Origin of the sequence: Nocardia sp. PE-7 (assembly GCF_030486425.1) — a bacterium.
In the GTDB taxonomy this organism is placed as follows: domain Bacteria; phylum Actinomycetota; class Actinomycetes; order Mycobacteriales; family Mycobacteriaceae; genus Nocardia; species Nocardia salmonicida_A.
In genome coordinates this window covers 1,355,668-1,380,136 of record NZ_CP129614.1, presented here as the reverse complement: position 1 = coordinate 1,380,136, position 24,469 = coordinate 1,355,668, and the positions used below count along the sequence as shown (strand labels likewise).

Annotated in this window: 25 protein-coding genes and 1 other RNA gene; 12 read left to right on the top strand and 14 right to left on the bottom strand. The window is 68.6% G+C overall.

The annotated features are described in order from the left end of the window. Window positions 1-17: 17 nt before the first annotated feature. On the top strand, window positions 18-389 hold the full coding sequence (locus QX204_RS06505; protein ID WP_301905666.1) for a hypothetical protein: 372 nt from the start codon (window positions 18-20) through the stop codon (window positions 387-389). A 63-nt stretch (window positions 390-452) separates the two neighbouring features. Here the strand turns inward: QX204_RS06505 and rnpB are convergent. Continuing rightward, window positions 453-860: RNase P RNA component class A (gene rnpB, locus QX204_RS06500), an RNA gene on the bottom strand. 36 nt (window positions 861-896) lie between these two features. On the opposite strand from rnpB, the gene QX204_RS06495 reads away from it, so the two are divergent. Next, entirely contained in the window at window positions 897-1,784 is an 888-nt protein-coding gene (locus tag QX204_RS06495) for an alpha/beta hydrolase (protein ID WP_301905665.1), read from the top strand. 40 nt (window positions 1,785-1,824) lie between these two features. Next, window positions 1,825-2,361 (top strand): NUDIX domain-containing protein, encoded by a 537-nt coding sequence (locus tag QX204_RS06490; RefSeq protein ID WP_301905664.1) that lies wholly within the window; start codon window positions 1,825-1,827, stop codon window positions 2,359-2,361. Between the two features lie 78 nt (window positions 2,362-2,439). On the opposite strand, the gene QX204_RS06485 is transcribed toward QX204_RS06490, so the two are convergent. The 5 genes from QX204_RS06485 to cobC form a co-directional block, all read right to left on the bottom strand. Further along, window positions 2,440-3,129, bottom strand: coding sequence for a S1 family peptidase (locus QX204_RS06485; protein ID WP_056821118.1), 690 nt, complete (start codon window positions 3,127-3,129; stop codon window positions 2,440-2,442). A 140-nt stretch (window positions 3,130-3,269) separates the two neighbouring features. Beyond that, entirely contained in the window at window positions 3,270-4,400 is a 1,131-nt protein-coding gene (locus tag QX204_RS06480) for a bifunctional RNase H/acid phosphatase (RefSeq protein WP_301905663.1), read from the bottom strand. A gap of 16 nt (window positions 4,401-4,416) precedes the next feature. Further along, window positions 4,417-5,154 (bottom strand): zinc ribbon domain-containing protein, encoded by a 738-nt coding sequence (locus QX204_RS06475; RefSeq protein WP_301905662.1) that lies wholly within the window; start codon window positions 5,152-5,154, stop codon window positions 4,417-4,419. 144 nt (window positions 5,155-5,298) lie between these two features. Then, window positions 5,299-6,414, bottom strand: a complete 1,116-nt coding sequence (locus QX204_RS06470) for a Nif3-like dinuclear metal center hexameric protein (RefSeq protein ID WP_301905661.1) — start codon at window positions 6,412-6,414, stop codon at window positions 5,299-5,301. Window positions 6,415-6,514: 100 nt separating this feature from the next. Next, window positions 6,515-7,600 (bottom strand): Rv2231c family histidinol phosphate aminotransferase CobC, encoded by a 1,086-nt coding sequence (gene cobC, locus QX204_RS06465; protein ID WP_301905660.1) that lies wholly within the window; start codon window positions 7,598-7,600, stop codon window positions 6,515-6,517. A gap of 44 nt (window positions 7,601-7,644) precedes the next feature. Here cobC and QX204_RS06460 point away from each other — a divergent pair, with 44 nt between their 5' ends. Both QX204_RS06460 and QX204_RS06455 read left to right on the top strand, forming a co-directional pair. Continuing rightward, window positions 7,645-8,148, top strand: coding sequence for a low molecular weight protein-tyrosine-phosphatase (locus tag QX204_RS06460; protein WP_301905659.1), 504 nt, complete (start codon window positions 7,645-7,647; stop codon window positions 8,146-8,148). After that, window positions 8,148-9,020, top strand: coding sequence for an SURF1 family cytochrome oxidase biogenesis protein (locus QX204_RS06455; RefSeq protein ID WP_301905658.1), 873 nt, complete (start codon window positions 8,148-8,150; stop codon window positions 9,018-9,020). The genes QX204_RS06460 and QX204_RS06455 overlap by 1 nt, the downstream gene beginning before the upstream one ends. Before the next feature lie 24 nt (window positions 9,021-9,044). Here the strand turns inward: QX204_RS06455 and QX204_RS06450 are convergent, their stop codons facing one another. Beyond that, entirely contained in the window at window positions 9,045-10,007 is a 963-nt protein-coding gene (locus QX204_RS06450; protein ID WP_301905657.1) for a cobalamin biosynthesis protein, read from the bottom strand. A gap of 117 nt (window positions 10,008-10,124) precedes the next feature. Here QX204_RS06450 and sigJ point away from each other — a divergent pair, with 117 nt between their 5' ends. Then, window positions 10,125-11,051 (top strand): RNA polymerase sigma factor SigJ, encoded by a 927-nt coding sequence (gene sigJ, locus QX204_RS06445; protein WP_301905656.1) that lies wholly within the window; start codon window positions 10,125-10,127, stop codon window positions 11,049-11,051. A gap of 10 nt (window positions 11,052-11,061) precedes the next feature. On the opposite strand, the gene ald is transcribed toward sigJ, so the two are convergent. Together ald and QX204_RS06435 are read right to left on the bottom strand one after the other, a co-directional pair. Then, window positions 11,062-12,174, bottom strand: coding sequence for an alanine dehydrogenase (ald, locus tag QX204_RS06440; protein ID WP_301905655.1), 1,113 nt, complete (start codon window positions 12,172-12,174; stop codon window positions 11,062-11,064). Window positions 12,175-12,921: 747 nt separating this feature from the next. Further along, entirely contained in the window at window positions 12,922-13,692 is a 771-nt protein-coding gene (locus QX204_RS06435) for an MBL fold metallo-hydrolase (protein ID WP_301905654.1), read from the bottom strand. 71 nt (window positions 13,693-13,763) lie between these two features. Between QX204_RS06435 and QX204_RS06430 the strand changes: the two genes are divergently transcribed. From QX204_RS06430 to QX204_RS06415, 4 genes are all read left to right on the top strand, one after another. After that, window positions 13,764-14,720 carry a GlxA family transcriptional regulator gene (locus QX204_RS06430; protein WP_301905653.1) on the top strand — a complete coding sequence of 319 codons (957 nt, stop codon included), beginning with the start codon at window positions 13,764-13,766 and terminating at the stop codon, window positions 14,718-14,720. A gap of 8 nt (window positions 14,721-14,728) precedes the next feature. Beyond that, window positions 14,729-15,244 (top strand): gamma carbonic anhydrase family protein, encoded by a 516-nt coding sequence (locus QX204_RS06425; RefSeq protein ID WP_301905652.1) that lies wholly within the window; start codon window positions 14,729-14,731, stop codon window positions 15,242-15,244. Window positions 15,245-15,361: 117 nt separating this feature from the next. After that, window positions 15,362-15,544, top strand: a complete 183-nt coding sequence (locus QX204_RS06420) for a hypothetical protein (RefSeq protein ID WP_062992070.1) — start codon at window positions 15,362-15,364, stop codon at window positions 15,542-15,544. Window positions 15,545-15,557: 13 nt separating this feature from the next. Further along, a complete protein-coding gene (locus tag QX204_RS06415; RefSeq protein WP_301905651.1) occupies window positions 15,558-16,169 on the top strand; it encodes a TetR/AcrR family transcriptional regulator in 612 nt (203 codons plus the stop codon). Here the strand turns inward: QX204_RS06415 and QX204_RS06410 are convergent. Then, complete coding sequence (locus QX204_RS06410; RefSeq protein ID WP_301905650.1) at window positions 16,137-17,897, bottom strand: Eco57I restriction-modification methylase domain-containing protein; 1,761 nt, start codon at window positions 17,895-17,897, stop codon at window positions 16,137-16,139. The two genes, QX204_RS06415 and QX204_RS06410, sit on opposite strands and share 33 nt — an antisense overlap. A 194-nt stretch (window positions 17,898-18,091) precedes the next feature. Between QX204_RS06410 and QX204_RS06405 the strand changes: the two genes are divergently transcribed. Both QX204_RS06405 and QX204_RS06400 read left to right on the top strand, forming a co-directional pair. Continuing rightward, window positions 18,092-19,927 carry a vWA domain-containing protein gene (locus QX204_RS06405; protein WP_301905649.1) on the top strand — a complete coding sequence of 612 codons (1,836 nt, stop codon included), beginning with the start codon at window positions 18,092-18,094 and terminating at the stop codon, window positions 19,925-19,927. Between the two features lie 115 nt (window positions 19,928-20,042). Then, window positions 20,043-20,735, top strand: a complete 693-nt coding sequence (locus QX204_RS06400) for a nitroreductase (protein WP_301905648.1) — start codon at window positions 20,043-20,045, stop codon at window positions 20,733-20,735. Window position 20,736: 1 nt separating this feature from the next. Here the strand turns inward: QX204_RS06400 and QX204_RS06395 are convergent, their stop codons facing one another. The 4 genes from QX204_RS06395 to acpM form a co-directional block, all read right to left on the bottom strand. Further along, window positions 20,737-21,201 carry a winged helix-turn-helix transcriptional regulator gene (locus QX204_RS06395; protein WP_301905647.1) on the bottom strand — a complete coding sequence of 155 codons (465 nt, stop codon included), beginning with the start codon at window positions 21,199-21,201 and terminating at the stop codon, window positions 20,737-20,739. A gap of 72 nt (window positions 21,202-21,273) precedes the next feature. Further along, window positions 21,274-22,704, bottom strand: coding sequence for an acyl-CoA carboxylase subunit beta (locus tag QX204_RS06390; protein ID WP_056821154.1), 1,431 nt, complete (start codon window positions 22,702-22,704; stop codon window positions 21,274-21,276). A gap of 118 nt (window positions 22,705-22,822) precedes the next feature. Further along, window positions 22,823-24,079, bottom strand: a complete 1,257-nt coding sequence (locus QX204_RS06385; protein WP_266299014.1) for a KasA/KasB family beta-ketoacyl-ACP synthase — start codon at window positions 24,077-24,079, stop codon at window positions 22,823-22,825. A gap of 9 nt (window positions 24,080-24,088) precedes the next feature. Then, window positions 24,089-24,394, bottom strand: coding sequence for a meromycolate extension acyl carrier protein AcpM (gene acpM, locus QX204_RS06380; protein WP_056821158.1), 306 nt, complete (start codon window positions 24,392-24,394; stop codon window positions 24,089-24,091). Window positions 24,395-24,469 lie beyond the last annotated feature (75 nt).

Genomic DNA, 24,469 nt, shown 5'->3' with positions numbered 1-24,469 from the left:
CGCTAGCATCCCGCTGCGTGAGTAGAACTACCGCCGCCATCGCGGCCAGCGCCACCGTCTTCGCCCTGCTTCTGGCCGGCTGCAGCGACGACTCTTCCTCCGCCGGCGCCCCCACCGCTTCCACCACGGCCGCGCCGACCTTCCAGGTCGAAGCGAGCAAGGCGGGCATGTTCGTGGTGAGTTACCGCAACGCCTTCCCGAAGCTGGCACAGGGGCGTGACGACGCCGCCGTGGCCGCGGTGCTGAACCATTCCTGCTCCGAGATCAAGGCGGGCAAGTCCGAGGCCGATGCCGTCGCCACGATCATCAAGGCGGCCAAGAACGGCGACACCTCCGCGACCACCGAAGAGGCCACTGCCGTCTACCAGATGTCCAAGCTGATGTGCTGAGCCGGCAGCGGTGAAGCGAGGCGGCGGCTCCCGGTGGGAACCGCCGCCTTCTCGTTTCGTGGGCGGGCGAGCCGGCCTGTAAGCCGGATCCTGTCCCCGATTCGCATCGGGGGGCGACCATCCATCTGGACACACCGTCGCCGGGTGCCTCGAGCGGTCCACCCGCAGGCTCGGGCGAGCAGCCCTCGAACACCTGCGCAGCCGCACCGTTGCCGATGCGACCTTCGACCTTGCTCCGGGCGGGGTTTACCTAGCCGCCCCGGTCACCCGGGGCGCTGGTGCGCTCTTACCGCACCGTTTCACCCTTACCGCACTCGCGTGCGGCGGTCTGTTCTCTGTGGCACTGTCCCGCGGGTCACCCCGGGTTGCCGTTAACAACCGCCCTGCTCTGTGGAGTCCGGACTTTCCTCGGCACCGGGCAGCGGCACCGTTGGTGCCCGTTCCCGTTACCGCGGTCGCCCGGCCGACTCGTCCGCCGGTACAGAGTACTCGCTACGGTATTGACTCATGGAACGTGTCGACGTCAGTTTCCCTTCGGGTGAGCAGCAGTGCGCCGCGTGGCTCTACCTGCCCGACGGCGCGCCTCGTCCGCGCCCGTTGGTGATCATGGGACACGGGCTGGGGGCCACCCGCGAGATGGGGTTGGATCGGTATGCGCGGCGGTTCGTCGCCGCGGGAATGGGGGTGCTGGCGTTCGACTACCGAAATTTCGGTGCCAGTGAGGGTTCGCCTCGCCAGGTGATCGACATCGCCCGTCAGCGGCAGGACTGGAAGGCCGCAATCGCCTACGCGCGCAGCATCCGGGGCTTCGATGCCACCCGGATCGCGTTGTGGGGCACCTCGTTCGGCGGTGGACACGTGCTCGCGGTGGCGCCCGACGACGATTACCTCGCCGCGGTGGTGGCCCAGGTGCCGTTCACCAGCGGATGGGCGTCGGGAATGGCGAAGGGCCCGATCAGCCTCACCAAGGTCGCCACCATCGCCGCCACCGACCTGCTCTTCGGCCCGATCCGCCGCAAACCCGTCCGCATCCGCCTGGCCGGGCGCAAACGCTCCGCGGCGTTGATGAGCGCCACCGACGTGCCGGAGGGCTACGGCCGACTCGCCGAGGAGAGCGCCACCTACGACCCCAAAGTCGGTGCTCGCGTGGCCTTCTCGACCCTCTTCGATTCCCCCGGCCGCCGCGCCAAGTCCTTGAAGGTCCCCGTCTTCTACGCGATCGCCGAGAACGACTCGATCGCGCCCGCCGGGCCGACCCGCAAGGCCGCCGAACGCACCAAACACGCGGTGGTCAAGCAGTATCCGGTCGGCCACTTCGACGTGTACTTCGACGATGTCTTCGAACAGGTGGTGCGCGACCAGACCGATTTCCTGGTCTCGGTCCTTCGTCCCTGAACTGCCCGGATACGCCGCGACGGTCGGGCACCATGGGGTGATGGAACAGATCAGCTCGCGCACGATGTACACCAACCCGTGGATGCGGTTGCGGGAGGACACTGTTCGGCGGGCGGACGGCTCGGTGGGGATCTACGGCGTTCTCGACAAGGTCGACTGGGCACTGGTGATCCCCTTCGACGGCACGGGATTCCACCTCGTCGAACAGTTCCGTTACCCGCTGGGGATGCGGTGCTGGGAGTTCCCCGCGGGCACACCGCCACACGGCACCACTGTGACGCCGGTCGAGTTGGCGCACAACGAATTGCGTGAGGAGACCGGGCTGCGCGCCGACCACATGCTTCGACTCGGCGCCCTGGCCGCGGCACCCGCGCTGACCGACCAGCGCGGCCACTGTTTCCTGGCCACCGGCCTCACACCGGGCGAGCCGGACCGCGAACACGAGGAGCAGGACATGCGGACGGCCTGGTTCTCCCGCTCACAGGTCGAAGCGATGATCCTGCGCGGCGAGATCATCGACGCCCACACGGTAGCCGCCTACGGCCTGCTGCTCATGCACGAACGCGGTCTCGGCTGACCGCAGCGACTTGTTCCCCCAACGACGAGGGGCGCAGCACCTGTTCGGTGCTGCGCCCCTCGTGGTTTCGCGGGTTGATCAGATGGGCTGGAAGCCCGCGCCCACGCCGCCCGCGCGGTTGAGCACATCCAGGATCACCTGGATGGGCTGGAAGTAGGCGGGCGAGTGGATCGGGTTGGCGCCGCCGGTGCAGGGCACGTCGAAGTCGACCGGGCCGAGGCCGGTGAGGCGGCCCTGGTTCATGCCGACGAGGCGGTCGCCCACCACGACGGGTCCGCCGGAATCGCCCGGCTGCGAGCAGTACTGGTTGATGGAGGTGCCTTCGAGCTCACCCCACACCACGCCGCAGCTACGACCGCTGGTACGGCCGTCCGAGCACACCGTGGTACCGGGGCCGGGCGAGGCGCCGATACCCGCGACGGTGGTCTGGCCGATGGTCCGCACCGGCACCACCTTCGACGCATCCAGTTGCAGCACAGCGAAATCCAGGTAGTCGCCGTCATCGGAATACGCGACCGTGCCGATCACGCCCGCCTTGAGCGCCTGCTCGGCGCCGACGCGCGAACCGGTCGGCGCGCAGTGCCCCGCGGTGAGACCGACGAGGCGGCCCGCGCCGTCGTGGCCGATGGCGGTGAGCGAACAACCGGAGTCGTTGTCGAAGACGATGCCCGAGGCCGCGCCGAGCACCACGCTCGGGTCGGCCGTCACGCTACCCGCACCCGCGGACGCGGTGAGCACCCCCGCGATGGCCGCCGCAAACGCCGCCATCCGTAGAAACCTCATCAAGTACCTTTCCTTGTGGCCGCGGCATTCCGCATGCCCGAAAATCTTTCGGGAAATACGGCGTCGTCGTTACGCCGACCGTGCGCCGGGGCGACCGTACCGTGCCCGGGCGACAAGCGGCTAGCTCACAGGTACGAGGTGTCGTTGACCAGGCGCACCGAGGCGCCGCCGTCGGGATAGAACTCGGCCACGCACAGCGACGCGAGGTCGAGGTGCAGGCGGTACAGCAGCGAAGGGCCGACGCCGAGGGCCAACTGCAACAGGGTCTTGATCGGGGTCACGTGGCTGACCACCACCACGTTCTGGCCCGGGTACAGCGCGACCAGATCGCGGCGCACCCCCTCGACGCGTTCGCGCACCTGATCGAAACTCTCGCCGCCGGGCGCGGGAATCGAGGGGTCGCCGAGCCAGTCGCGGTGCAGCTGCGGATCGCGCTGGGCGGCTTCGGCGAAGGTGAGACCTTCCCAGTCACCGAAGTCGGTCTCGGTGAGGCCGTCGAGGATGCGCAGCGGCACGTCGAGGGCGCTCGCGGCGGCTTCGGCGGTGGAACGGGCCCGCTGCAGCGGGGAGCTCACGACGGCGGCGATATCGCCTTTGGCGGCAAGCATTTTCGCGGCGCGTTCGACTTGCTCGCGACCCAGGTCGGTCAGTGGCGGGTTGCCTCGGCCGGAGTAGCGGCGCTCCACCGACAGGGCCGTCTGGCCGTGGCGCAGCAACAGCAGGCGGGTCGGCTTGCCGAGGGCGCCGGTCCAGCCGGGCGAAACCTTGTTCGCGTCAACCGCTTTCGGCACCGAGACTTCGTCACCGGCGGCATGTCCGGCCGCGACGGCCGCGCGCACGGTTCCGGTGAGTTCACCGTCGTCCATCGCCTCGTTCGCGAGTCGGTCGGCGTGGGAGTTCTCCGCGCGTGGAATCCAGGTGAAGCTCACCCGGTCGAATCCGGCGACCAGTGCCCGTGCCTGCTCGGCGAGCGGAATCATCGAGGCGTGCTTGATCTTCCAGCGTCCCGACATCTGTTCGACGACGAGCTTGGAGTCCATCCGCACCGTGACGACGCGCGCGCCCAACTCGGCTGACGCCGCCAAACCCGCGATGAGACCGCGGTATTCGGCCACGTTGTTGGTGGCGACGCCGATGAACTCCTTGCGTTCGGCGAGCACCCGCACGTGATCGGCGGCGAACACCACCGCGCCGTAACCGGCCGGACCGGGATTGCCGCGCGAGCCGCCGTCGGCTTCGACGATCACCTCGGTCATCGACGCGCCGATCCGGTCACAGCCCCGATTCCTTGGTACGCACCATGATCGCGCTGCACTCCGGGCAGCGCAGGACCGCGTCGGGCGCGGCCTTGGCGATGCGCTGCATCTCGCCGCGGTCGATCTCGATCCGGCAGGCGCCGCAGCGACGGGCCTGCAGCAGGGCCGCGCCGACACCGTGCGCCGCGCGCTGCTTGTCGTAGACGGCGATCAGCTCGTCGGGGAACAGGCCGATCAGCTCGGAACGGTCCTTCTCGCAACGCTGCTGCGCCACTTCGAGATCGGCCATCGCCTCGTCGCGCAGGCGTTCGGCGTCTTCGAGGTCGTGGTCGGCCTTGCTCAGCCGCGCACCCGCGTGGTCGTGGTCGGCGAGCATCGCCTCGCGCTGCTCCATCACGGTCAGCAGTTCGTCCTCGAGCACCGAGCGGCGACGCTCCAGGCTGCCCAGTTCGTGCTGGAGCTCGGAGAGCTGCTTGGCGGCGACGGTGCCCGCGGTGAGCATGCCGCGATCGCGGTCCTCACGCTTGCGGACGGCGTCGACCTCGCCCTCGAGCTTGCGGATGTCGCGGTCCAGATCGTCGATGCCGATCTCCACCGCCACGGCCGCGTCCTTGTAGCCGTTGCGCTCGGCCGCCAGACGTGCCACTTCCTGCTGCTCCGGCAGCGCGGAACGGCGATGGGCGATGCGCGTCAACTCGGCATCGACTCCTGCGAGCTGCAACAGCTTGGTCTGGACCGACGGTTCGACATTCAACGCGCACGAACTCCTGAACACAGTGGACGGATGGATCGATCAACCGTACCGCGCCGCGGGGTGTGATCACGCCATGACCCGAAGACACAGGAACCGAATGCGCTCGGCGTGCGTCGGTCTACCTCCGATATCGGCGGCGAGGGATTAGCCGCTGACCGTCCACGGGTCGGTGCGCAGGGTGCTGACGCGGGTCTGTACCGCGGGGAGGGCGGTGTTGACGAACTGTTCGGCCTGACCGCACCAGGGGAACTCGGTGGCCCAATGAGCGGCATCGACGAGGGCGGGGCCGCCGCGGCGGAGGTGTTCGTCGACGGGGTGGTGGCGTAGGTCGGAGGTGAGGTAGGCGTCGACGCCGGCGCGGATGGCCTTGTCGAGATAGGAGTCGCCCGCGCCGCCGCAGACGGCTACGCGTTCGATGACGCGTTCGGGATCGCCCGCGGCGCGCACGCCCCAGACGGTGCGTGGCAGGCCGACGCCGACGCGGGCGGTGAACTCGCGCAGGGTTTCGGGCTGTGCGAGTTCGCCGATGCGGCCGATGCCGAGCGAGGAGGGCAGGGGTGCGCGTTCGGTGACGTGGTAGGCCGGTTCCTCGTAGGGGTGGGCGGCGCGCAGGGCGGCGAGTACGGCGAGGCGGGAGGTGGGGGGCGCGATCACCTCGACGGCGTCCTCGGTGACGGTTTCGACGGCGCCGATCGCCCCGATCGCCGGGTTGGCGCCTGCGAGCGGCAGAAATTGTCCGGTGCCCGCGGTGTACCAAGCGGCCTCGCGGTAGTCGCCGATCGAGCCGGCGCCCGCGGTGAACAACGCCGACATCAGGGAAGCCGTATGGGTCTGGGGCACCTGGATGACCCACTTGTCCACGGAGGCGAGCGGTTTGGGGTCCAGCGGGCCGGTGACGGTGAGGCCGACGGCGGCGGCCAGCGCGTCGCTCACGCCCGGGTCGGCGGAGTCGGCATTGGTGTGGGCCGAGAACAGGGCACAGCCGGAGCGGATCAACCGATGCAGCAGTGCGCCTTTCGGCGTATCGGCGGCGACGGTGTCGACCCCGCGCAACAACAGCGGATGATGCACGACCAAAGCCTGTGCGCCCCAACCGATCGCCTCGTCGACAACGGCGGCGGTCGCGTCGACGGCGAACACCACCTTGGTGATCGCCTGCGCGGGGTCACCACAGACGAGCCCCACCGAATCCCACGATTCGGCGAGTCTCGGCGGGTACGCCGCGTCGAGTACCCCGATCAGTTCGGCCAGGTCGGTCACCGCTGTCTCCTTCGCTGCGTCGGAACATTCTGCACTGCCCGCAGGTCACCCGGATCGGTCTGGCCATGATCCGGTCGCGCGTCGAGCATTCGGGATCGAGTCACCACAGCGCCGCGCTCAGCGCGTGGATCAACCGGTCGACCTCGGCGGCGCCACGCACCGCGACACGGAGGTGGTCGGGACCGAGCCCGGGGAAGGTGTCGGCGCGGCGCACCGCGATGCCGAGGTCGGCGAGGTGTTTGCGCAGCAGTGCGCCGTCGGGGACGCGCAGGAGCAGGAAGGGGCCGGTGGCCGGGGTGTGGACGTCGACGCCGAGCGCGGCGAGTCGGTCGATCATGGCGGTGCGGTCCGCGGCGATGCGGTCCGCGTGCTGCCGGGATTCGGCGACCGCGGCGGGTTCGGCGGTGGCGATGATCGCCTCGAGCTGGAGGGTGCCGAGTGGCCAGTGCGGGCGGCCATGGGTGAGCCGGGCCAGGACTTCGGGAGCGCCGAGGGCGTAGCCGCAACGCAGACCGGCCAGTGCCCACGTCTTGGTGAGACTGCGGAAGACGAGGACGTCGGGAGCGGAGAGACCGGCCAACGACTCCGGTTCTTCGGACGCGGGGCCGGATCGCCCGTCGCCTGAACCATCGACGCCGTGACCGGCGACCGCATCGGCGAAGGCCTCGTCGATCACGATGGTGCGGCCTGGTCGGCGCAGTGCCCGCATCGTCTCGGCGGGATGCAGGATCGAGGTGGGGTTGGTGGGATTGCCGACGACCACGAGGTCGGCGGCGTCGGGGACCAGGACGGGGTCGAGGGTGTACGGGCGTTCGAGGATCACTCGGGCGACCGGGACATCGGCCTCACGTAATGCGAGTTCCGGCTCGGTGAAGGACGGGTGGATGACGGCGGCGAGCCGGGGTGCCAGGCGTGGCAGCATCGCGAAACCCTCGGCGGCGCCCGCCAGCAGCAGCACCTCGTCCGGCGAGCGGCCGTGGCGGGCGGCGACGGCCGCGCGGGCGGCGCGTTCGTCGTCGGAACTCGGGTAGCGGCCGAGGTCGCCGAGCCGGGCCGCGAGGCGTTCGCGCAGCCAGTCCGGTGGAGCCACGCCCTGGACGTTCACGGCGAAATCGAGCATGCCCGGGCGCGCTTCCACGTCGCCGTGGTGGCGCAACATCGCGGGGTCGACAGAGTCCTCGAGCACAACTGAACACCCTACGTGGCGGCGAATCGGCGGCACGGGCGACAATGGCTCCCGTGGGTCCCTTACATGTCTCGTTCATTTGCACAGGCAATATCTGCCGGTCACCGATGGCCGCGAAGATGTTCGAGGCGCACCTCTACCGTGCCGGCCTCGCGAACCGGGTGCGAGTGAGCAGCGCGGGCACCGGTTCGTGGCATGTCGGCGATGCGGCCGACCCCCGCACCGAGGCGACCCTGCGCCGGGCCGGCTACCCGACCGAGCACACCGCGGCGACCTTCGGTCCCGAGCACAGCGACGCCGACCTGATCATCGCCCTGGACACCGGGCACGACCGCGAGCTCGCGCACCGCGGCGTCCCCACCGACCAGCGCAGGTTGCTGCGCAGCTTCGACCCCGCTGCGGACGGCCCCGACGTGCCGGACCCGTACTACGGCGACCAGTCCGACTTCGACCTGGTTCGCGACCAGATCGAGGCCGCCATCCCCGGCCTGCTCGACTGGGTCCACGCCGAACTGGACGCCCGCGAGCCCGCCGACGTGCCGCTCTGATGCGCAAGATCGCCTTCCTGCTGCGCCCCAGCTGGCTCATCCTCGCGGTGGTCGTCGCCGCCTTCGCCTACCTGTGCTTCACCGTCCTCGCGCCATGGCAGCTCGGCAAGAACGACAGCACCGAGCACCGCAACCAATTGATCGCCGACTCCGTGCAGGCCGACCCCGTGGCCGTGACCGAGGTCCTCGACGGCGACACCGGCACCCACACCGAATGGCGCAAGGTGACCGCGACCGGCGCCTTCGTCCCCGAGTCGACCGTCCTGGTCCGGCTACGCCACCTCGACGGCGCCCCCGGTTACGCGGTCCTGGCCGCCTTCCGCCTCGACGACGGCCGCACCCTGCTGGTCGACCGCGGCTTGGTCGCGTCCGTGGACGGCACCCGCCCACCCGCGATCGCCGACCCACCCGCGGGCCCACAACGGATCGAGGCCCGAGTCCGAGCGTCCGAGGGCGTGGTCCCCGACAAGACTCCCAGCACCCAGGACGGCTTCCGCCAGGTGTACACCGTCGACACCACCCAGGAATCCACGGTCATGGGCACCCCCCTCACCCCCATCCCGACCGGCACCGACAAGGGCGGCTACCTCCAACTGGCCGCCGACCAGCCGGGCGCCTTCACCCCCACCCCGCTCCCCCAACTCGACGCGGGCCCCTACCTCTCCTACGGCCTCCAATGGCTCGCCTTCGGCTTGATGGCACCCCTGGGCCTCGGCTACTTCGTAGTCGCCGAACTCAAAGCCCGACGCCGAGACCGCGGCCGACCGTCGGCACCGACGAACCCCACACCCACGCCGACCACAGACACCCCTACCCCCGCCCCACCCACCACCGAAGCTCGCCTAGCGGACCGCTACGGGCGCAACCGCTGACAGCTGTTCCGCTTCTCCGCGCATTCAGCAGGTCCTCCGGTGGCCGGACCGGCGCGCACGGCCCCGCACCAGGCTGATCCCGACAGCCACCACAAGCGCCGCGACCTGCACGCCCGCCGACATCCGCACCGCCCGCCGCAGATCCGCGGCCGTAGGCGTGGGTCCGTCACCCAGAGTCGGCCGAAGCTCGATCCCGTGCCGATACTGCGTGCGCCCGCCGAGCCCGATCCCGAGAGCTCCCGCCATGGACGCTTCGACGACCCCCGCATTGGGACTCGGATGACCAGCCGCGTCACGTCGCCACGTCCGCAACGCCCCCGCCGAACTCCCGCCGACAAGCGGCGCGAGGGCTGCGGTCAGCAACCCGGTCACGCGAGCGGGCACGAGATTGGCGACATCGTCGGTCCGCGCGGCAGCCCAACCGAACCGTTCGTACCGCTCGTTCCGGTAACCGATCATCGCGTCGAGAGTGTTGACCGCGCGATAAGCGAGCACCCCCGGCACCCCCGCCACAGCACCCCACAGCAGCGGGGCAACCGTCGCGTCCGAGGTGTTCTCGGCGATGGATTCGAGAGCGGCGCGCGCGAGTCCATCGGCATCGAGGACCGACGGGTCGCGTCCACACAGCGACGGCAACAGTTCGCGGGCACCGGCGAGGTCGTCGGCCTCGAGGCGGTCGGCCATGGCGAACCCGGCGCGCACGAGGCTGCGGCCACCCAGCGCGGTCCACGTCGCCGACGCGGTGACCAGGACACCGCCGCGCCCCCGACCGCGGGTGGCGAGCAGCCCGATTGCGACGACCGAGCCGACCGCGATCACCTCGTGCACCACCCCGGCGCGACGATCGTCGACGTAGGTCTTCGCTTCCAATGCCGCTGCCGCCGAACCGAATCCGGCCACCGGATGCCACCGCCGCGGATCGGCGAATACCCGATCGAGCACGAACCCCAGCACCAGCCCGACCGCCGTCGATGTCGCTTCTCGCACCGGCCGAGGGTAGCGGGCGGCGGGGATGTCACACCGGCGACCGCTGGTTCGTCATCACTGTGACGGCACTTCTAGACTCGCCGGGACCGAGCAAGATCAACCGAACGGGCGCACACCATGACCTCATCGCAGCCTCTGGATCAGTCCGAACTGGCTCGCCGCTTCGAGGAACATCGCCCCTACCTGCGCCGACTCGCCTACAGCACGCTCGGCAGCCTCACCGACGCCGAGGATGTGGTGCAGGACGCGTGGCTGCGCCTGCAACGCCAGTTCGACGCGGGCAAGGCCGACGAGATCGACAACCTGCGCGCCTGGCTCACCACGGTCATCGGCCGCCTCGCCCTGGACCAGCTCGGGTCCGCGCGTGCCCGCCGCGAACAGTACGTCGGCGAGTGGCTGCCGGAACCGGAAGTCACTTCCTGGGACGATCCCGCCGACCGCATCTCCCAGGACGAACGCGTCACCACGGCGCTGCTGGTGGTCCTCGAGTCGCTCTCGCCCGCCGAACGCACCGCGTTCGTGCTGCAGGATGTGTTCGGCATGACCGGCCCGGAGGTCGCCGAGGTAGTCGGGCGCACGCCCGCCGCGGTCCGCCAGCTCGCTTCTCGCGCCCGCAAGCATGTCGAGAACGGCACGCCACGTTTTCCCGCGTCCCCGGTCGAACAGGAGAAGGTCGTCTCGGCGTTCGCGCTGGCCTGGCGGTCGGGTGATCTGAGTTCGCTGCTCGGCGTACTCGACCAGAACGTGGTCCTCACCGCCGACGGCGGGGGCAAAGTGCCCGCCATCCGTCGGCCGGTGCGCGGCGCGGAGCTCATCGCCAAGATGCTGCTCGGCTGGTACGACACCGCGAACGGCTGGGGTCGGGCGGTGCTGGTCAACGGCATGCCCGGCCTGGTCGTCTTCGACGGCACCAATGTCGGCGTCTTCTCGTTCGTCATCGACGCGGGCCGCGTCGTGGCGATCAATGTCGTCCGCAATCCCGACAAACTCCGCGACCTGCCCACCGAGGGCGACCCGGACTGGTACCTCGGCGGCGGCGAGTAGCCCGTTGCGGTCAGGCGCCGATCGAATACCCGTGCGCGGCCGCGACTTCGGCGGACAGCAGTTTGCCGTCGACAGCGGTGAGACCCGCGGCCAGACCGGGGTCCGCGGCGCATGCGCCGCGCCATCCTTTGTCCGCGATCACCAGCGCGAACGGCAGGGTGGCGTTGGTGAGTGCCACGGTCGAGGTATGCGGCACCGCACCCGGCATATTCGCCACGCAGTAGAACAGCGAATCAGCGACGGGGAAGGTCGGATTCGCGTGCGTGGTCGGCCTGGTCGAGGCGAAGCAACCGCCCTGATCGACGGCGATGTCGACGAGGACCGAGCCGGGCCGCATCCGCGCGACGAGTTCGTCGGAGACCAATTTCGGCGCCTTGGCTCCCGGCACCAGGACCGACCCGATCACCAGATCTGCCGCGACCACGGCCTTGTCGATCTCCAGCGCGTGGGAGGCGAGGGTGCCGACCCGGCCGGCGAAGCGTGCGTCGAGCACCCGCAACCGCGCGAGATTCGTATCGAGCACGTTCACCCTGGCTCCCATGCCGACCGCGATACTCGCCGCGTTCGTTCCCGCGACGCCGCCGCCGAGCACCACCACGTCGGCCGGTCGCACCCCGGGCACACCACCGAGCAGTACGCCGCCGCCACCCATCGGCGCCATCAGGTGATAGGCCCCGACCTGCGCGCTCAGCTTGCCCGCCACCTCGCTCATCGGCGCGAGCAGCGGCAGTGATCCGTCGGGCCCGCGCACGGTCTCGTAGGCGATGGCGACGATCCCTGAGGACAGGATCGCGTCGGTGCATTCCCTCGACGCCGCCAGATGTAGAAAGGTGAACAGCACCTGATCGCGGCGCATCAGCGGATATTCCCGCGCGACAGGTTCTTTCACCTTCACCACCAGATCCGATCGAGCCCAGACCTGGTCGGCGTCGGCCGCGATCCGCGCACCCGTGCCGAGATAGTCGTCGTCGGCGAATCCCGACCCGACCCCGGCGCCGGCCTGCACGAGCACCTCGTGCCCGTGCGCGACCAGTTCAGCGGCGCCCGCCGGAGTGAGCGCCACCCGGAATTCCTGCGGCTTGACCTCCGTCGGCACCCCGACGACTACGCCCGTTCGCGTCATCCGGCAAGCCTAGGACCTGCACCGGAGCTCACCCGCCGCCTCGATCGCGTGTCGCGACCGCCCCGACTACGCCGGGGCCGCGGTCGCCGGGCTCGACGTCGTTTCCGGGGCGGTCGCCGGAGCCGTGGTGGCGGACGGCGATGTTGTTTGCTCCGTTGTCGTCACCGGAGGCGGGGTGGTGGTAACCGGGGCCACGGTTGTCGTGACCGGTGGGGCCGTCTCGCCGCACTCGTTGTGACCACAGGTGTCTGTTCCACAATCCGGGCCCGGCATGCACGTGTGCCCGGGCGGGAGTCCACATTCGTTGTGACCGCAGGAATCCGTTCCACACTCCGGGCCGGGCACACAGGTGTGGCCGGGCGGAATCTCGCCCTGCGCGGGCGCGCCCGGCGCAGCCTGGGTGGGCGAGTGATAGTACGACGACTCCGGCGTCGAACCGCCGCCCGAACCTCCCGGATCAGTCGGGGCCGCAGGCGAACTCGTCGGCGTCGCCGATGTCGTCGCGGTCACCGAAGTCTTCGACGCCGAACTCGATCCCGACCCACCGGAATCGCCGCCATCCGACGAACACGCACCGACCGCGAAGACGACCAAGGCCATCAGCACGCCGAGAACTACGCGAGACAGGTTGCCCCTCAGTAACTTCCGCAACACGTCTTCTCCTCAGCACACGGACCCGCGCCTACCGGAAGCAGGCGCGGGTCGACGAAAGATGTTAGATAGCAGAACTATTCAAGGAATCGCCGCTCACACCGAAAACATTTCACCCCGCACCGGAACGATCAGTTGGTGCGCGCGATCGGCGTAGGCGAAGGTGCGCTCGAGGTAATCCAGCGACTCGCTGAAGTGACCCCAACCCTCCGCGTGCACGGCGACGATCACCGCGTCCCCGAGCACCTCGGCGGCCGCGACGGCGGTGCGGGCATTCAACGTGACATCGCTGTCGCCGAACCGCCCCACATTGGCCCCGCCGATGTTCAACACCGCGGCGTCGATTCGTCCGATCCGCTCGACGATCCGCTGCACCAACTCCACCGACGCGTTGTCACCGGAGACGTACACCGTGGGCTCCCCCGGCGCACGCAACACGAATCCGGTGACCACACCGCTGAGCGGCTCGCACCCCGGCGGCCCGTGCAGCGCGGGCACCGCCGTGATCTCCACCGCTCCGACGGTCACCGTCTCCCACGGCACCAGAGGGCGCACACCCTCGATCCGGGCCGCGGCGTCGGGGGTCGACAGGACCGTGTCGACTTCGGTGAGAAGCGCGCGACCGGCGTTGTCGAGGTTGTCGGCGTGCTGATCGTGCGAGAGGAGCACGACATCGATCGTCCCGATCTCCTCGACCGGCACAGCGGGACCGCTGAGCTTGTGCAGGGTGATCGGCCCCGGGTAGTCGCCGGGCTCATCGAAGGTGGGATCGGTGAGCCAGGTCAGTCCGCCATAGCGGAAACGCAAGGTCGGACCGCCGATATGCAAGGCGGCGGCGAGAGCGGGGCGGGTGATCATCTCGGTCATGTGGACAACTTTCGCCCAGCGAACCCTGTCTCGACAGTGGCCTGCAGGCCGTACACCGATAAGATCGGGCCATGACCTCGGTGGCCGTGATCGCGTTCGACGGAATCAGCCCGTTCCACCTGTCGGTGCCGACCCTGGTGTTCGGCAGATCCGGCATCGGCGTCGAAAACGCCTCCCCCTATGACGTACGGGTATGCGCCGAGGAGCCCGGAACACTGTCCACGGCAGCAGGTTTCGACATCACGGTCAGACACGGACTCGATATCGTGAGCACCGCCGATCTGGTGGTCTTCCCCGGCTGGCTACGCGACCGAGGAATTTCGCCCGCGCTGAACGAGGCGGTCCATAAAGCCCACGCCAACGGCGCTCGGCTGATCGGGCTGTGCCTCGGCTCCTGGGCGATTGCGGCGACCGGTCTCGCCGACGGCCGCGACGTCACCACCCACTGGGCCGCCGCCGACGCCCTCGCCCTGGCCTACCCCGCGGTCAACGTGCGCGCCGACACCCTGTGGAGCGACCTGGGCGACGTGATCACCTCCGCCGGCGTCGCCGCGGCCCTCGACTGCTGCCTGCACATCGTCCGCACCGACCTCGGCGCACGCGCTGCCACCGAACTGGCGCGATCGTTGGTCACCGCCCCGCACCGCAACGGTTCGCAGGCACAGTACATCCCGATCGCGGTACCCGACGAAGACCCCGACGACCCGATCGAATGCGCGATGGCCTGGGCCCGCGCCCGCCTCGATACCGCCGTCGACCTCGACAACTGGTCGCGCGAGGCGCTGATGTCGCGACGCACCTTCACCCGCCGCTTCCGCGATCGCACCGGCACCAGCCCTCAGCAGTGGCTGCTGCAGCAGCGCATCGACCATGCCCGGCTGCTGCTGGAGTCGACCGACGACACCGTCGACCGAGTCGCTCGCGACACCGGTTTCGGCAGCACGGTGAGCCTGCGCCACCACTTCCACCGCATGCTCGGCACCTCGCCCGCGGCCCACCGCGCGCAGTTCCGCGGCGCGGCGCAATAATGACGTTCATGATCATCAAGGTGAGCGGGTTCACTCCCGAGATCGACGACACGGCCTGGATCGCGCCGAACGCGACCGTGATCGGCCGGGTGCGCCTCGGCGCCGAGGTCGGGGTCTGGTACTCGGCGGTCCTGCGCGGCGACCTCGAACAGATCAGCATCGGCGCCCGCACCAATATCCAGGACGGCTGCGTGCTGCACGCCGACCCCGGTTTCGCCCTCACCGTCGGCACCGGCGTTTCGGTGGGACACAACGCGATTCTGCACGGCTGCACCATCGGCGACGATGTTCTCGTCGGCATGGGCGCGACGGTGCTCAACGGCGCGGTGATCGGTGCGGGCAGCCTGATCGCGGCCAATGCCCTGATTCCCGAAGGCGCGCAGATTCCGCCCGGCTCGCTCGTGGCGGGCGTGCCCGGCAAGGTGCGTCGTGAGCTCACCCAGGCCCAGCAGGACGGGATCAAGCTCAACGCGGCGGTGTATCTACACAATCTGACCAATCACCGTGATGCCGAGGTGTTGTGACTAGTCACACTGAGCAAGTGTCCAGTAGGTTTCCCTGATACCATTTGTCCTGCGTATTGCGTGCCGATCATGAGAGTGGCGATCGGCAACCGGATACGCGAGGCAGGAGGTATCACGGTGGCATACATGCATTCCGGTGTGCACCGAGCGACGGGTCGGCTCAGCGTTGCCGATATCGCCGCCCAGCCCGGTGGCATCGAGGCACTCCACATCCGCGTTCACGAACTCCGTTCTTCCGGAGTGCATTTCGCGGCCAATGCGATCGAGCAGGAGATGGCCGCGTTGGATCTTTCCCCATAGGGATAATGGGGTAATGCCTACTGTTTCGTCGATCCTCGCGCGGATACTCGACAAGCCCGTCACCGATGGGGAAAAGCTGCTCGACAGTGCGCTGTCGGCGTTCCTGGACTACGGGATCAAACGCACGAGCATGGGCGAGATAGCGCGGCGGGCCGGCATCAGCCCGGCCACCCTCTACCGGCGCTACGAGTCCAAGAACGACCTGGTCGAAGCCGTCGGCGTGCGCGAAGCGCAGCGCTACGTGACCGATATCGACGAGCGGGTACGCGCGGTCACCGCACCCGACGAACAGCTCGTCGAGATCTTCGTCGCCTTCGTCACCACCATCGCGGGCAACGAACTACTACGCCGGTTGCTCAGCACCGAACCGGAGATCATCCTGCCCCGCCTCACCACCGAGGCCGGACCGATTCTCGCCGTCGGGCGCGCGTATCTGGCCGAGAAGCTGCGCGAGCTGCAGGTCCCCGAATTCGACCCCGATCTGGTCGCCGAGATCATGGCGCGGCTGGCCCTGTCGCTGGCGCTGACCCCGGACGGGCTCATTCCGCTCGACGACGCGGAAGCCGGGCGGGAATTCGCGCGGCGCACACTGCTACCGATGGTCGGTATCCGCGACCTCCCCTGACACCCCGAACGCCGCCGCCACCACCTCATCGATGCCCGCGTCAGCCACCGGCACACCCTCTTCCAGCAGAGCGCGCACCCTTCGCACGACCTCACCCGCCGCCGCGCAGGCCGGATCGGGCAGCGGCAGTCGCGCGACGTACTGGGTGATCCAGCGGCGTCGACCGGAGTAGAGCCGGTTACCGCAGACGGCATCGTAGAACCGCAGCCCCAGCGCCGAATTCGCCACGCCCATCAGCAGATACGCCAGGTCGGTGGCCGATCGGCCACTGCCGAGATCGGTGAGCGAGATCCAGTAGCAGTCGCCGTTGACGACCGCGCCCGACCGATCGAGTGCGAAGCGTGGACGTTCGCTGATGTCGGGGAACACCAATTTCGGGGCGCCCCAGAGGTGTGGGCGCTGCGGCACCCAGATCTCGAACCACTTCCGGCCACCGTCGAGGACATAGCGTCGACCCGACAGCACCTGTTCGTGAGATCGCAGATAAGCAGCCGCACCGGGGAACTCGGCGAGATCGATCGGGGTGCGCCGGGGCTTGCGCAGATCGTAGGGATAGAGCACCCTCGTGCCACGCGCCATCGCGACTCGCCACGGTTGCAGATCGTGGTGGGTGATCAACTCCCGCAGCAGCTCGGGCTCCGGCGTCGGATCCATCTGGTCCCACCGGTCCGAGATGAACACCCGATCCGCCGTGGTCTTGATCCCCACCCTGATGCGCGCCGCCTCCCCGAACGAACGCCAGGTGCGATCGGCGATGCGGCCGAGCCAGTGATCGACCGACGGGCGCGACATGCGCCAGGCGGTGTCGCAGGGACGATCGGACCGACCACCGTCGACCGGGTCCACCACCGCAGGGCCGGGTAACGACCCGCCTGTCGGGAGCGTTGCGACGCTCGCCGATTCGCCGGTCGCCAGCACGCCGACCTCCACCGCGAACACCCGCCCTCCTTCGCGGACACGACAGGCGTCTTCGCCCGCCAGCGCGTCGAAAAGCGTGGTAGCGCAGTCGGATTCGACTCCCAGCTCCTCATAGACCGAGACATAGCGGCAGTCGGGTGGGCCGGTGGCGCGCAGAGCCACGGTGATCGCGGGCAGCACCGCGGCGGCGAAGAGTTTGGTGTCACCGAGGTCGTAGAGCTCCACCGGTGTCAGTTCGGCGGTGAGGATTCGGCGCAGGTTCGCCCCTGCCCGGGTGGTGAGAAACCGGTTGGCACAGAGCAATCCGAGCACTCCCCCGGCAGCCAACAGCCTCGGCGCGATGGCCACGAAGGGATGGGTGAGATCGATCCGACCGCGTAGGCCGAACTGCTTGCTCAGCAGTTGGGCGGTCGCCCCACCCAATTGCTGGGTCCGGACATACGGCGGGTTGCTGATGATCAGGTCGAACGAGCCGTCGGCCAGGTGAGCGGATGCCGCGAGGAAATCGCCCGCACGGCAGTCTATTTCGACACCGAGCGCGGCCGCCCGCCCGGCGGTTTCGTCGACCGCCTGTCGATCCAGGTCATATCCTGTGAGATGAACCGTGACATCCGGTGCGCTCGAGGCGATTTCCCGATGCACCGCCAGTAACAGCTCGCCGTCCCCGCACGCCGGGTCGAGCACACGCAGTTCCCCGGCGCGGGGGGCGTAGCGCAGCGCCCGTCGCGCCAGGAACCGCGCGAGCTCCGGTGGCGTGTAGTGCCTGCCGTGCCGTTTGCGCTCCTGCGCGTCGCGGGCCTGCAAAGCCATGCGGTCGATTGTGCCCCGGAACCGCCCCGATGCGGCGCAGGCGCGAGCCGGGCCGCACTGCGGCATCCTCACCTGCGCAAACGCGATCGAGTGTTTCAAACGGTGGTTTGCACCACTTCGGCAGGGGTAGAGCGACAAGTGGTCGATAGGTAACGTCTGTCCGGTTTCACCCCGCTGCACCGAAGCCGAGGACGATGTCGAGACTCAGCACGCTGACCGCCGCACTCACCGCCGTAGCCCTCGCCGCGCTGCCTGCGTCTGTCCCGGTCCTCGCGCACGCCGACCCCGGACAATATGCGCCGACCATGGTGATCCTCGACGCCTCCGGCTCGATGGAGCGCCCCGATCAGGGCGGCACCATGATGGACTCCGCCAAGCGGGCGATCCGTAGCTTCGTCGCCTCCGCGCCCGCCGAATCCTCCGTCGGTCTCACCACTTACGGCACCGGCACCAGCAATTCGGAGGCGGACAAGGCGGCGGGCTGCCGCGACGTGCAGGTGCTGCAGCAGCCGAACACCATCGACAAGCCCGCCCTCATCGTCGCTGTCGACGGCATCCAGGCACGCGGCTGGACTCCGATGGGCACCGCGCTGCGCCAGGCCGCCGACGCGCTGCCCGATGCCGGGCCGCGTTCGATCGTGCTCGTCTCCGACGGTGACGACACCTGTTCGCCGCCGGACCCGTGCGAGGTCGCCCGGGAATTGAAGCAACAGGGCCTCGACCTGATCGTGCACTCGATCGGATTCGCCGTCGACGACAAGGCACGCGCCCAGCTCACCTGCATGGCGCACGCCACCGGCGGCACCTACAGCGATGCCGCCGACGGCGCGGCGCTGGAACGCATTCTGCCGCGGGTCAGTTCGGCCGCCCTGCGCAATTACCAGGCCGCCGGCACGCCCATCACCGGCACCGACGAATACCGGACCGCCCCGGTCGCGAAGCCCGGCCAGTACCTCGACACCATCGGCCAGCAGCAGAAGCGGTTCTACGCGGTCGACGTGCCCGCGGGCGCCACCGCCTATTTCACCGGGATCGTCTCGTTCCCCCGGGCGAAGGGCGTTTCCACGACCGAGGACATGAACGCGCTGGAACTGCGGGTCTACGGCCGCGACGGCGTGGACTGCACCATCCGCGAGCGTGAACTCGAGACCAGAGCCAGCGATGGTGTGGCGCTCACCGTCGCAACATCTTTCGAGGGAGCGACCGAGGAACCCACCAGCGCTGATTCGGCGAAGTGCAAGGGTGCGGGTCTCTACTACTTCGAGCTGAACTGGGATCTGGTGGCCAAGGGCTCGCCCGCGCGACTGCCCGTGGAAGTGCTCGTCGGCGTCGAACCCGGGGTCACCGATCCCGGACCGGCCGCGGCGAGCACCCCGGTCACCTTCACCGACCCGGCCGGGCCCGCGCAGCCGGTGAGCGGTGCGGGCTCGTTCACGGCCGCCGCCACCTTGCCCGGCAGCGGCAACTTCACCGACACGCTGCAGTCGGGTGAGTACGTCTTCTATCGCGTCAGGCTCGACTGGGGACAGGGACTGGCCTACCGCGTGCGGTTCGCCGAGACCGGCGGCGCGAACAGTACCGCCGCGTCGAATGTGGAAACCACCCTGTATTCGCCGCTCGGTCGCAAAATCGACTCCGACACCGCCGCGTACACCGGCAGGTCGAGCGCCGAACTCGCGCTGGCCTCGGTGCCGGTGCGATACGCCAATCGGGAAGAGTCCGACGCGCAAGTCCAGCGGGAGTCGGTGGCCGGTTGGCACTACATCGCCGTCAAACTCGGCATCCCTCTGGGCGCGGACGCGATGCCGCCGACTCCGGTTCAGCTCGACGTCACCGTGTCGGGCACGGCCGAACCCGGGCCGACCTACCTCGGTGTCAGCACGCAGGCGGTGCAAGAACAGCCAGTCGCCGTGAGCGGTCCGGCCACAGTCGCCCGGCCGTGGGCCCTGTATGTCCTGATCGGGGCAGGAGCGGCGCTGGTCGTCGGCATCGGTGTCGCGATCGTGGTCGTCGCCCGTCGACGCGACTGAATCCGGCTCCGCCGACACCCCGAATTCGCGGTGTCGGCGGGTTCCGCGGCGGTGACCCACCTGCTAAGTTAGTCTCAAAATGAGACTAGTTTTCCGTAGCCAAGGGAGCCGCGCGATGGCGCAGACCGACCACGACAGCGATTTCGCCACCCTGCGCCGGTTGGCCGACGAACGCTGGACCTGCCGCCAATTCGCCCCCGAACAGGTCGACCGCGCGACCATCGAAGAGCTGCTGACTCTCGCGCAGCGCACCCCCTCGTGGTGCAACACCCAGCCGTGGCAGGTCGTGGTCACCACGGGCGAGGGCACCGACCGATTCCGCAAGGAACTCCTTGCCCACATCCAAACAGTCGGCACCACACCCGATTTCGAATTCCCCGCCGCCTACGAGGGCATCTACCGCGACCGTCGCCGCACCTGCGGTTTCCAGCTCTACGACAGCGTCGGCATCGTCAAGGGCGACCACGAGAAGACCATGCGCCAGATGGTGCGCAACTTCGAATTCTTCGACGCCCCGCACGTCGCCATCGTCACCTCCGAAGCCGACCTCGGCATCTACGGCGCCATCGACTGCGGCCTCTGGCTCGAGAACTTCCTGCTCGGCGCCCAGGCCCTCGGCCTCGGTGCCGCCCCCCAGGCGGCCCTGGCCTCCTACGCCCCCTTCATCCGCGAGTACTTCGCCATCCCCGACACCCGCAAGGTCGTCTTCGGCATCTCCTTCGGCCACCCCGACCGCGACCACCCCATCAACAACTTCCGCACCGATCGCGCGCCTCTGGAGGACCAGATCACCTGGCATACGTCCTGAGTCAGGCGGGACGTGCGGCCGAGGTCATTCCGGGACCGGCTTCCAGCTCGATATCGCGAGCGGTGACCTCCAGGTCGCACTTGTCGCAGGTCAGATGCGCGTGCGCCTCACCCGTGCAGCCGCGGTGCCGGTATTCCACCGGCGGCCCGTCCGGTGCCATATAGGTGTCGCCCCAGTCGCGGATCGCCATCAGGATCGGATAGATGGCGTGGCCTTTCTCGGTGAGGCGATACTCCTCGTAGGCACCGTCGTCGGCCGGGCGTTTCACCAGGATCTCGTGCTCGACCAGTCGCTCGAGGCGATCGTGCAATCGGCTCCGTGAGATGCCGAGCGCGCTCTGGAACGCGTTGAAACGACGCACTCCGGCGAAGCAGTACTTCAGGATCAGCAGGGTCCAGCGATCACCGAAGATCACCAGCGGCCGCGTGATCGAGCACGGGACATCTGCGAGTTCTTCATAGCGCACCCTGCCATTATGCGCGGTAGCCCCCGTCGCTGGTTCGAACCAGCGACGGGGGCTACCGGAGAACGGGTCGGATCAGAGCGGGATGTTCTTGTGGTGGCTCTTGCGTGCCGGTGCCGACGCCAGGGCCGCGGCGATGATGCTGCGGGTTTTCGCGGGGTCGATGACCTCGTCGACTACGCCGATGGCTACCGCGCGTTCGACGCCGCCTGCGAGCTGCTCGTGTTCGGCGGTGAGGCGCTCGTGGAGGGCTTCGCGCTCGGACTCGGGGGCGGCGGCGAGTGCCTTCTTGTGCAGGATGCCGACGGCGGCCTTGGCGCCCATCACGGCCACTTCGGAGCCGGGCCAGGCGTAGACGGCGGTGGCACCGAGGGAACGGGCGTTCATGGCAATGTAGGCGCCGCCGTAGATCTTGCGAGTCACCAGGGTGACGCGGGGAACGCGGGCTTCGGCGAAGGCGTGCAACAGCTTCGCGCCGCGGCGGACCACGCCCTCGAGCTCCTGACCGACGCCGGGCAGGTAGCCGGGGACGTCGGTGACCACGACCAGCGGGATACCGAAGGCATCGCACAGGCGCACGAAACGTGAAGCCTTCTCGGCACTTTCGGAGTTGAGGCAGCCGCCCAGGCGCAGCGGGTTGTTGGCGAGGACGCCGACGGTGCGACCGCCGAGACGACCGAGGCCGGTGACCATGCTGCGGGCGTAACCACCCTGGAGTTCCTCGAACGAGGATTCGCCGTCGACGTTGTCGAGCAACTCGTGCACGATCGGCTTCACGTCATAGGCGCGCTTGGCCGACTCCGGCAGCATCGCCTTGAGGTCGACGTCGCCGTGCTCGGCCGCGATCAGGTCGAAGTCGCCCTGCTCGGCGAACATCGAGACCAGCCGACGCGCGCGGTGCATGGCATCGGCCTCGTCGTCGGCGGCGATGTGGCAGACGCCGGACTTCTTGAAGTGTGTGGTGGGACCACCGAGGGTCTCCATGTCGACGTTCTCGCCGGTCACCGAACGCACCACGTCGGGTCCGGTGACGAACACGCGGCCCTCGGGCGCCATGATGACCACGTCGGTCAGCGCGGGACCGTAGGCGGCGCCACCGGCGGCGAAGCCGAGCACCACCGAGATCTGGGGCACGAGACCGGACGCGCGAACCATGGCCTCGAAGACCAGGCCTACCGCGTGCAGCGCCTCGACACCCTCGGCCAGGCGCGCACCACCGGAGTGCCACAGCCCGACGACGGGAATGCCGGATTCGATCGCGGTGTCGATCGCGTCGACGATGTGCTTGCAGCCCTCCACACCCATCGCGCCGCCCATGACGGTCGCGTCGGAGCAGTAGGCCACGGTGCGGACCCCGTCGACCTCGCCGATCGCGGCGAGCACGCCGGAGCGGTCGCGCGGATGCAGCGGCAGGACGGTGCCGGGGTCGAAGAAACGTTGGAGCCGACCCAGTGGGTCGCGCGGATCGGTGGTGGTGTCTTGAAACGCGGGAGCAATGATGGTCATCGCGCTCACTCCTTCGAAAGAGATTGCCGCTGCGGCGGCTGCTGTGGCGAACCGCCGGTGGGGGTCGAACCATTCAGTTGGCACGACCCCCACCGGGGATCGGAATGCAGTCGGCGGCTTATGCCCGACCGAAGGCGAGCGCGACGTTGTGCCCACCGAAACCGAAGGAATTGTTGATCGCGTACTCGATTTCCTGGCGACGGGCTTCCCCGTGCACCACATCGAGATCGATCTCCGGATCCTGGTTGTCCAGGTTCAGTGTCGGCGGAACAATGCCGTCCCGGATAGCGAGCACCGTGAGGATCGACTCGAGGGCGCCGACGGCACCGATCGAGTGACCCAGTGCCGACTTCGGCGCGTACACCGAAGCGTGCTTACCGATCGCCTTGTGGATCGCGTTCGCTTCGGCGGAGTCGCCGATGGGCGTCGCGGTCGCGTGGGCGTTGATGTGGGTGATGTCGCTCTTGGTCAGACCAGCGGTCTGCATCGCACGCGTCATCGCCCTGGCCGCACCGGTGCCCTCGGGATCGGGAGCGACCAGGTGGAAACCGTCGGACGTGATACCGGCACCCAGCAGACGAGCGTGGATGGTGGCACCGCGAGCCTTGGCGTGCTCTTCGGTCTCGATGACCATGAGCGCGCCGGCCTCACCGAAGACGAAACCGTCGCGATCCTTGTCGAAGGGACGCGAAGCGCCCTTGGGGTCGTCGTTGCGGGTACTCATCGCACGCATCATGGAGAACGCCGCGATCGGCACCGAGTCGATGAAGCCCTCGACACCACCGGTGACGACGATGTCGGCGTCACCCATCACGATCATCCGCCACGCGTTGGCGATGGCCTCCGAACCCGACGAGCACGCCGAGACCGGAGTGACCACTCCCGCCCTGGCCTTCAGCTCGAGACCGACGACCGCCGACGGACCGTTCGGCATGACCATCTGAACAGCCAGCGGCGAGATCTTGCGATAGCCACCGTTCTTCAGCTTGTCGACCGAGTCGATCAGGGCGTCGCCGCCGCCGAGTCCGGTGCCGATCGCGACGCCGAGACGGTCGTTGTCGACCTCAGGGCTGCCCGCGTTCTTCCACACCTCACGACCGAGGACGGTCGCCAGGCGCTCGACATACGCCATGCGGCGGATCTCGACCCGGCTCAACAGGGTGTCGGGGCTGACCTTCAGGTGACCGCCGATTCGCACCGGCAGGTCGTATTCCTCGATGAAGGAATCCTCGAGAACGTCGATTCCGCTCTCACCGTTGAGGAGTCCCTTCCACGTCGCATCGACATCACCTGCGATCGACGTGGTCGCCGCCATCGACGTGACGACGACGTTGGGGAAGTTCCCGTTCAAAGTACTGGGAGCAGGAGTGGTCAAAGTTCGGCCCTACTCGCCGGCGCTGTCGAACTTGGCCTTGAGCTCGGCGGCGACGTCGGCGTTCTCGGCCTCGAGCTTCTGGACGTAAGCGACGGAGTCGCCGACGGTCTTCAGGCTGGCCAGATCCTCATCGGGGATCTTGACGCCGTACTTGTCTTCCATCTGCACAGCGATCTCGACCATGGACAGCGAGTCGATGTCCAGGTCGTCGACGAAGGACTTCTCGAGGGTCACCTCGGAGGGTTCGATACCCGTAACCTCTTCGATGATCTTGCCGAGTTCTTCGACGATCTGTTCCTGGGTCAGAGCGGCCACTTTGGTGGCTCCCTTCTTGTTGCTATTTGTAGGGTTCGTGAACGGCCTGCACTTCGCTGTGCACGACCGCCGGGG

Excerpts from the sequence above, each read along its gene's own strand:
- QX204_RS06495 (WP_301905665.1), top strand. The coding sequence starts at position 897 with ATGGAACGTGTCGACGTCAGTTTCCCTTCGGGTGAGCAGCAGTGCGCC.
- QX204_RS06490 (WP_301905664.1), top strand. The coding sequence starts at position 1,825 with ATGGAACAGATCAGCTCGCGCACGATGTACACCAACCCGTGGATGCGG.
- QX204_RS06485 (WP_056821118.1), bottom strand. The coding sequence starts at position 3,129 with ATGGCGGCGTTTGCGGCGGCCATCGCGGGGGTGCTCACCGCGTCCGCG.
- QX204_RS06480 (WP_301905663.1), bottom strand. The coding sequence starts at position 4,400 with ATGACCGAGGTGATCGTCGAAGCCGACGGCGGCTCGCGCGGCAATCCC.
- QX204_RS06460 (WP_301905659.1), top strand. The coding sequence starts at position 7,645 with ATGGCTCCCGTGGGTCCCTTACATGTCTCGTTCATTTGCACAGGCAAT.
- QX204_RS06455 (WP_301905658.1), top strand. The coding sequence starts at position 8,148 with ATGCGCAAGATCGCCTTCCTGCTGCGCCCCAGCTGGCTCATCCTCGCG.
- sigJ (WP_301905656.1), top strand. The coding sequence starts at position 10,125 with ATGACCTCATCGCAGCCTCTGGATCAGTCCGAACTGGCTCGCCGCTTC.
- ald (WP_301905655.1), bottom strand. The coding sequence starts at position 12,174 with ATGACGCGAACGGGCGTAGTCGTCGGGGTGCCGACGGAGGTCAAGCCG.
- QX204_RS06435 (WP_301905654.1), bottom strand. The coding sequence starts at position 13,692 with ATGACCGAGATGATCACCCGCCCCGCTCTCGCCGCCGCCTTGCATATC.
- QX204_RS06430 (WP_301905653.1), top strand. The coding sequence starts at position 13,764 with ATGACCTCGGTGGCCGTGATCGCGTTCGACGGAATCAGCCCGTTCCAC.
- QX204_RS06425 (WP_301905652.1), top strand. The coding sequence starts at position 14,729 with ATGATCATCAAGGTGAGCGGGTTCACTCCCGAGATCGACGACACGGCC.
- QX204_RS06415 (WP_301905651.1), top strand. The coding sequence starts at position 15,558 with ATGCCTACTGTTTCGTCGATCCTCGCGCGGATACTCGACAAGCCCGTC.
- QX204_RS06410 (WP_301905650.1), bottom strand. The coding sequence starts at position 17,897 with ATGGCTTTGCAGGCCCGCGACGCGCAGGAGCGCAAACGGCACGGCAGG.
- QX204_RS06405 (WP_301905649.1), top strand. The coding sequence starts at position 18,092 with ATGTCGAGACTCAGCACGCTGACCGCCGCACTCACCGCCGTAGCCCTC.
- QX204_RS06400 (WP_301905648.1), top strand. The coding sequence starts at position 20,043 with ATGGCGCAGACCGACCACGACAGCGATTTCGCCACCCTGCGCCGGTTG.
- QX204_RS06390 (WP_056821154.1), bottom strand. The coding sequence starts at position 22,704 with ATGACCATCATTGCTCCCGCGTTTCAAGACACCACCACCGATCCGCGC.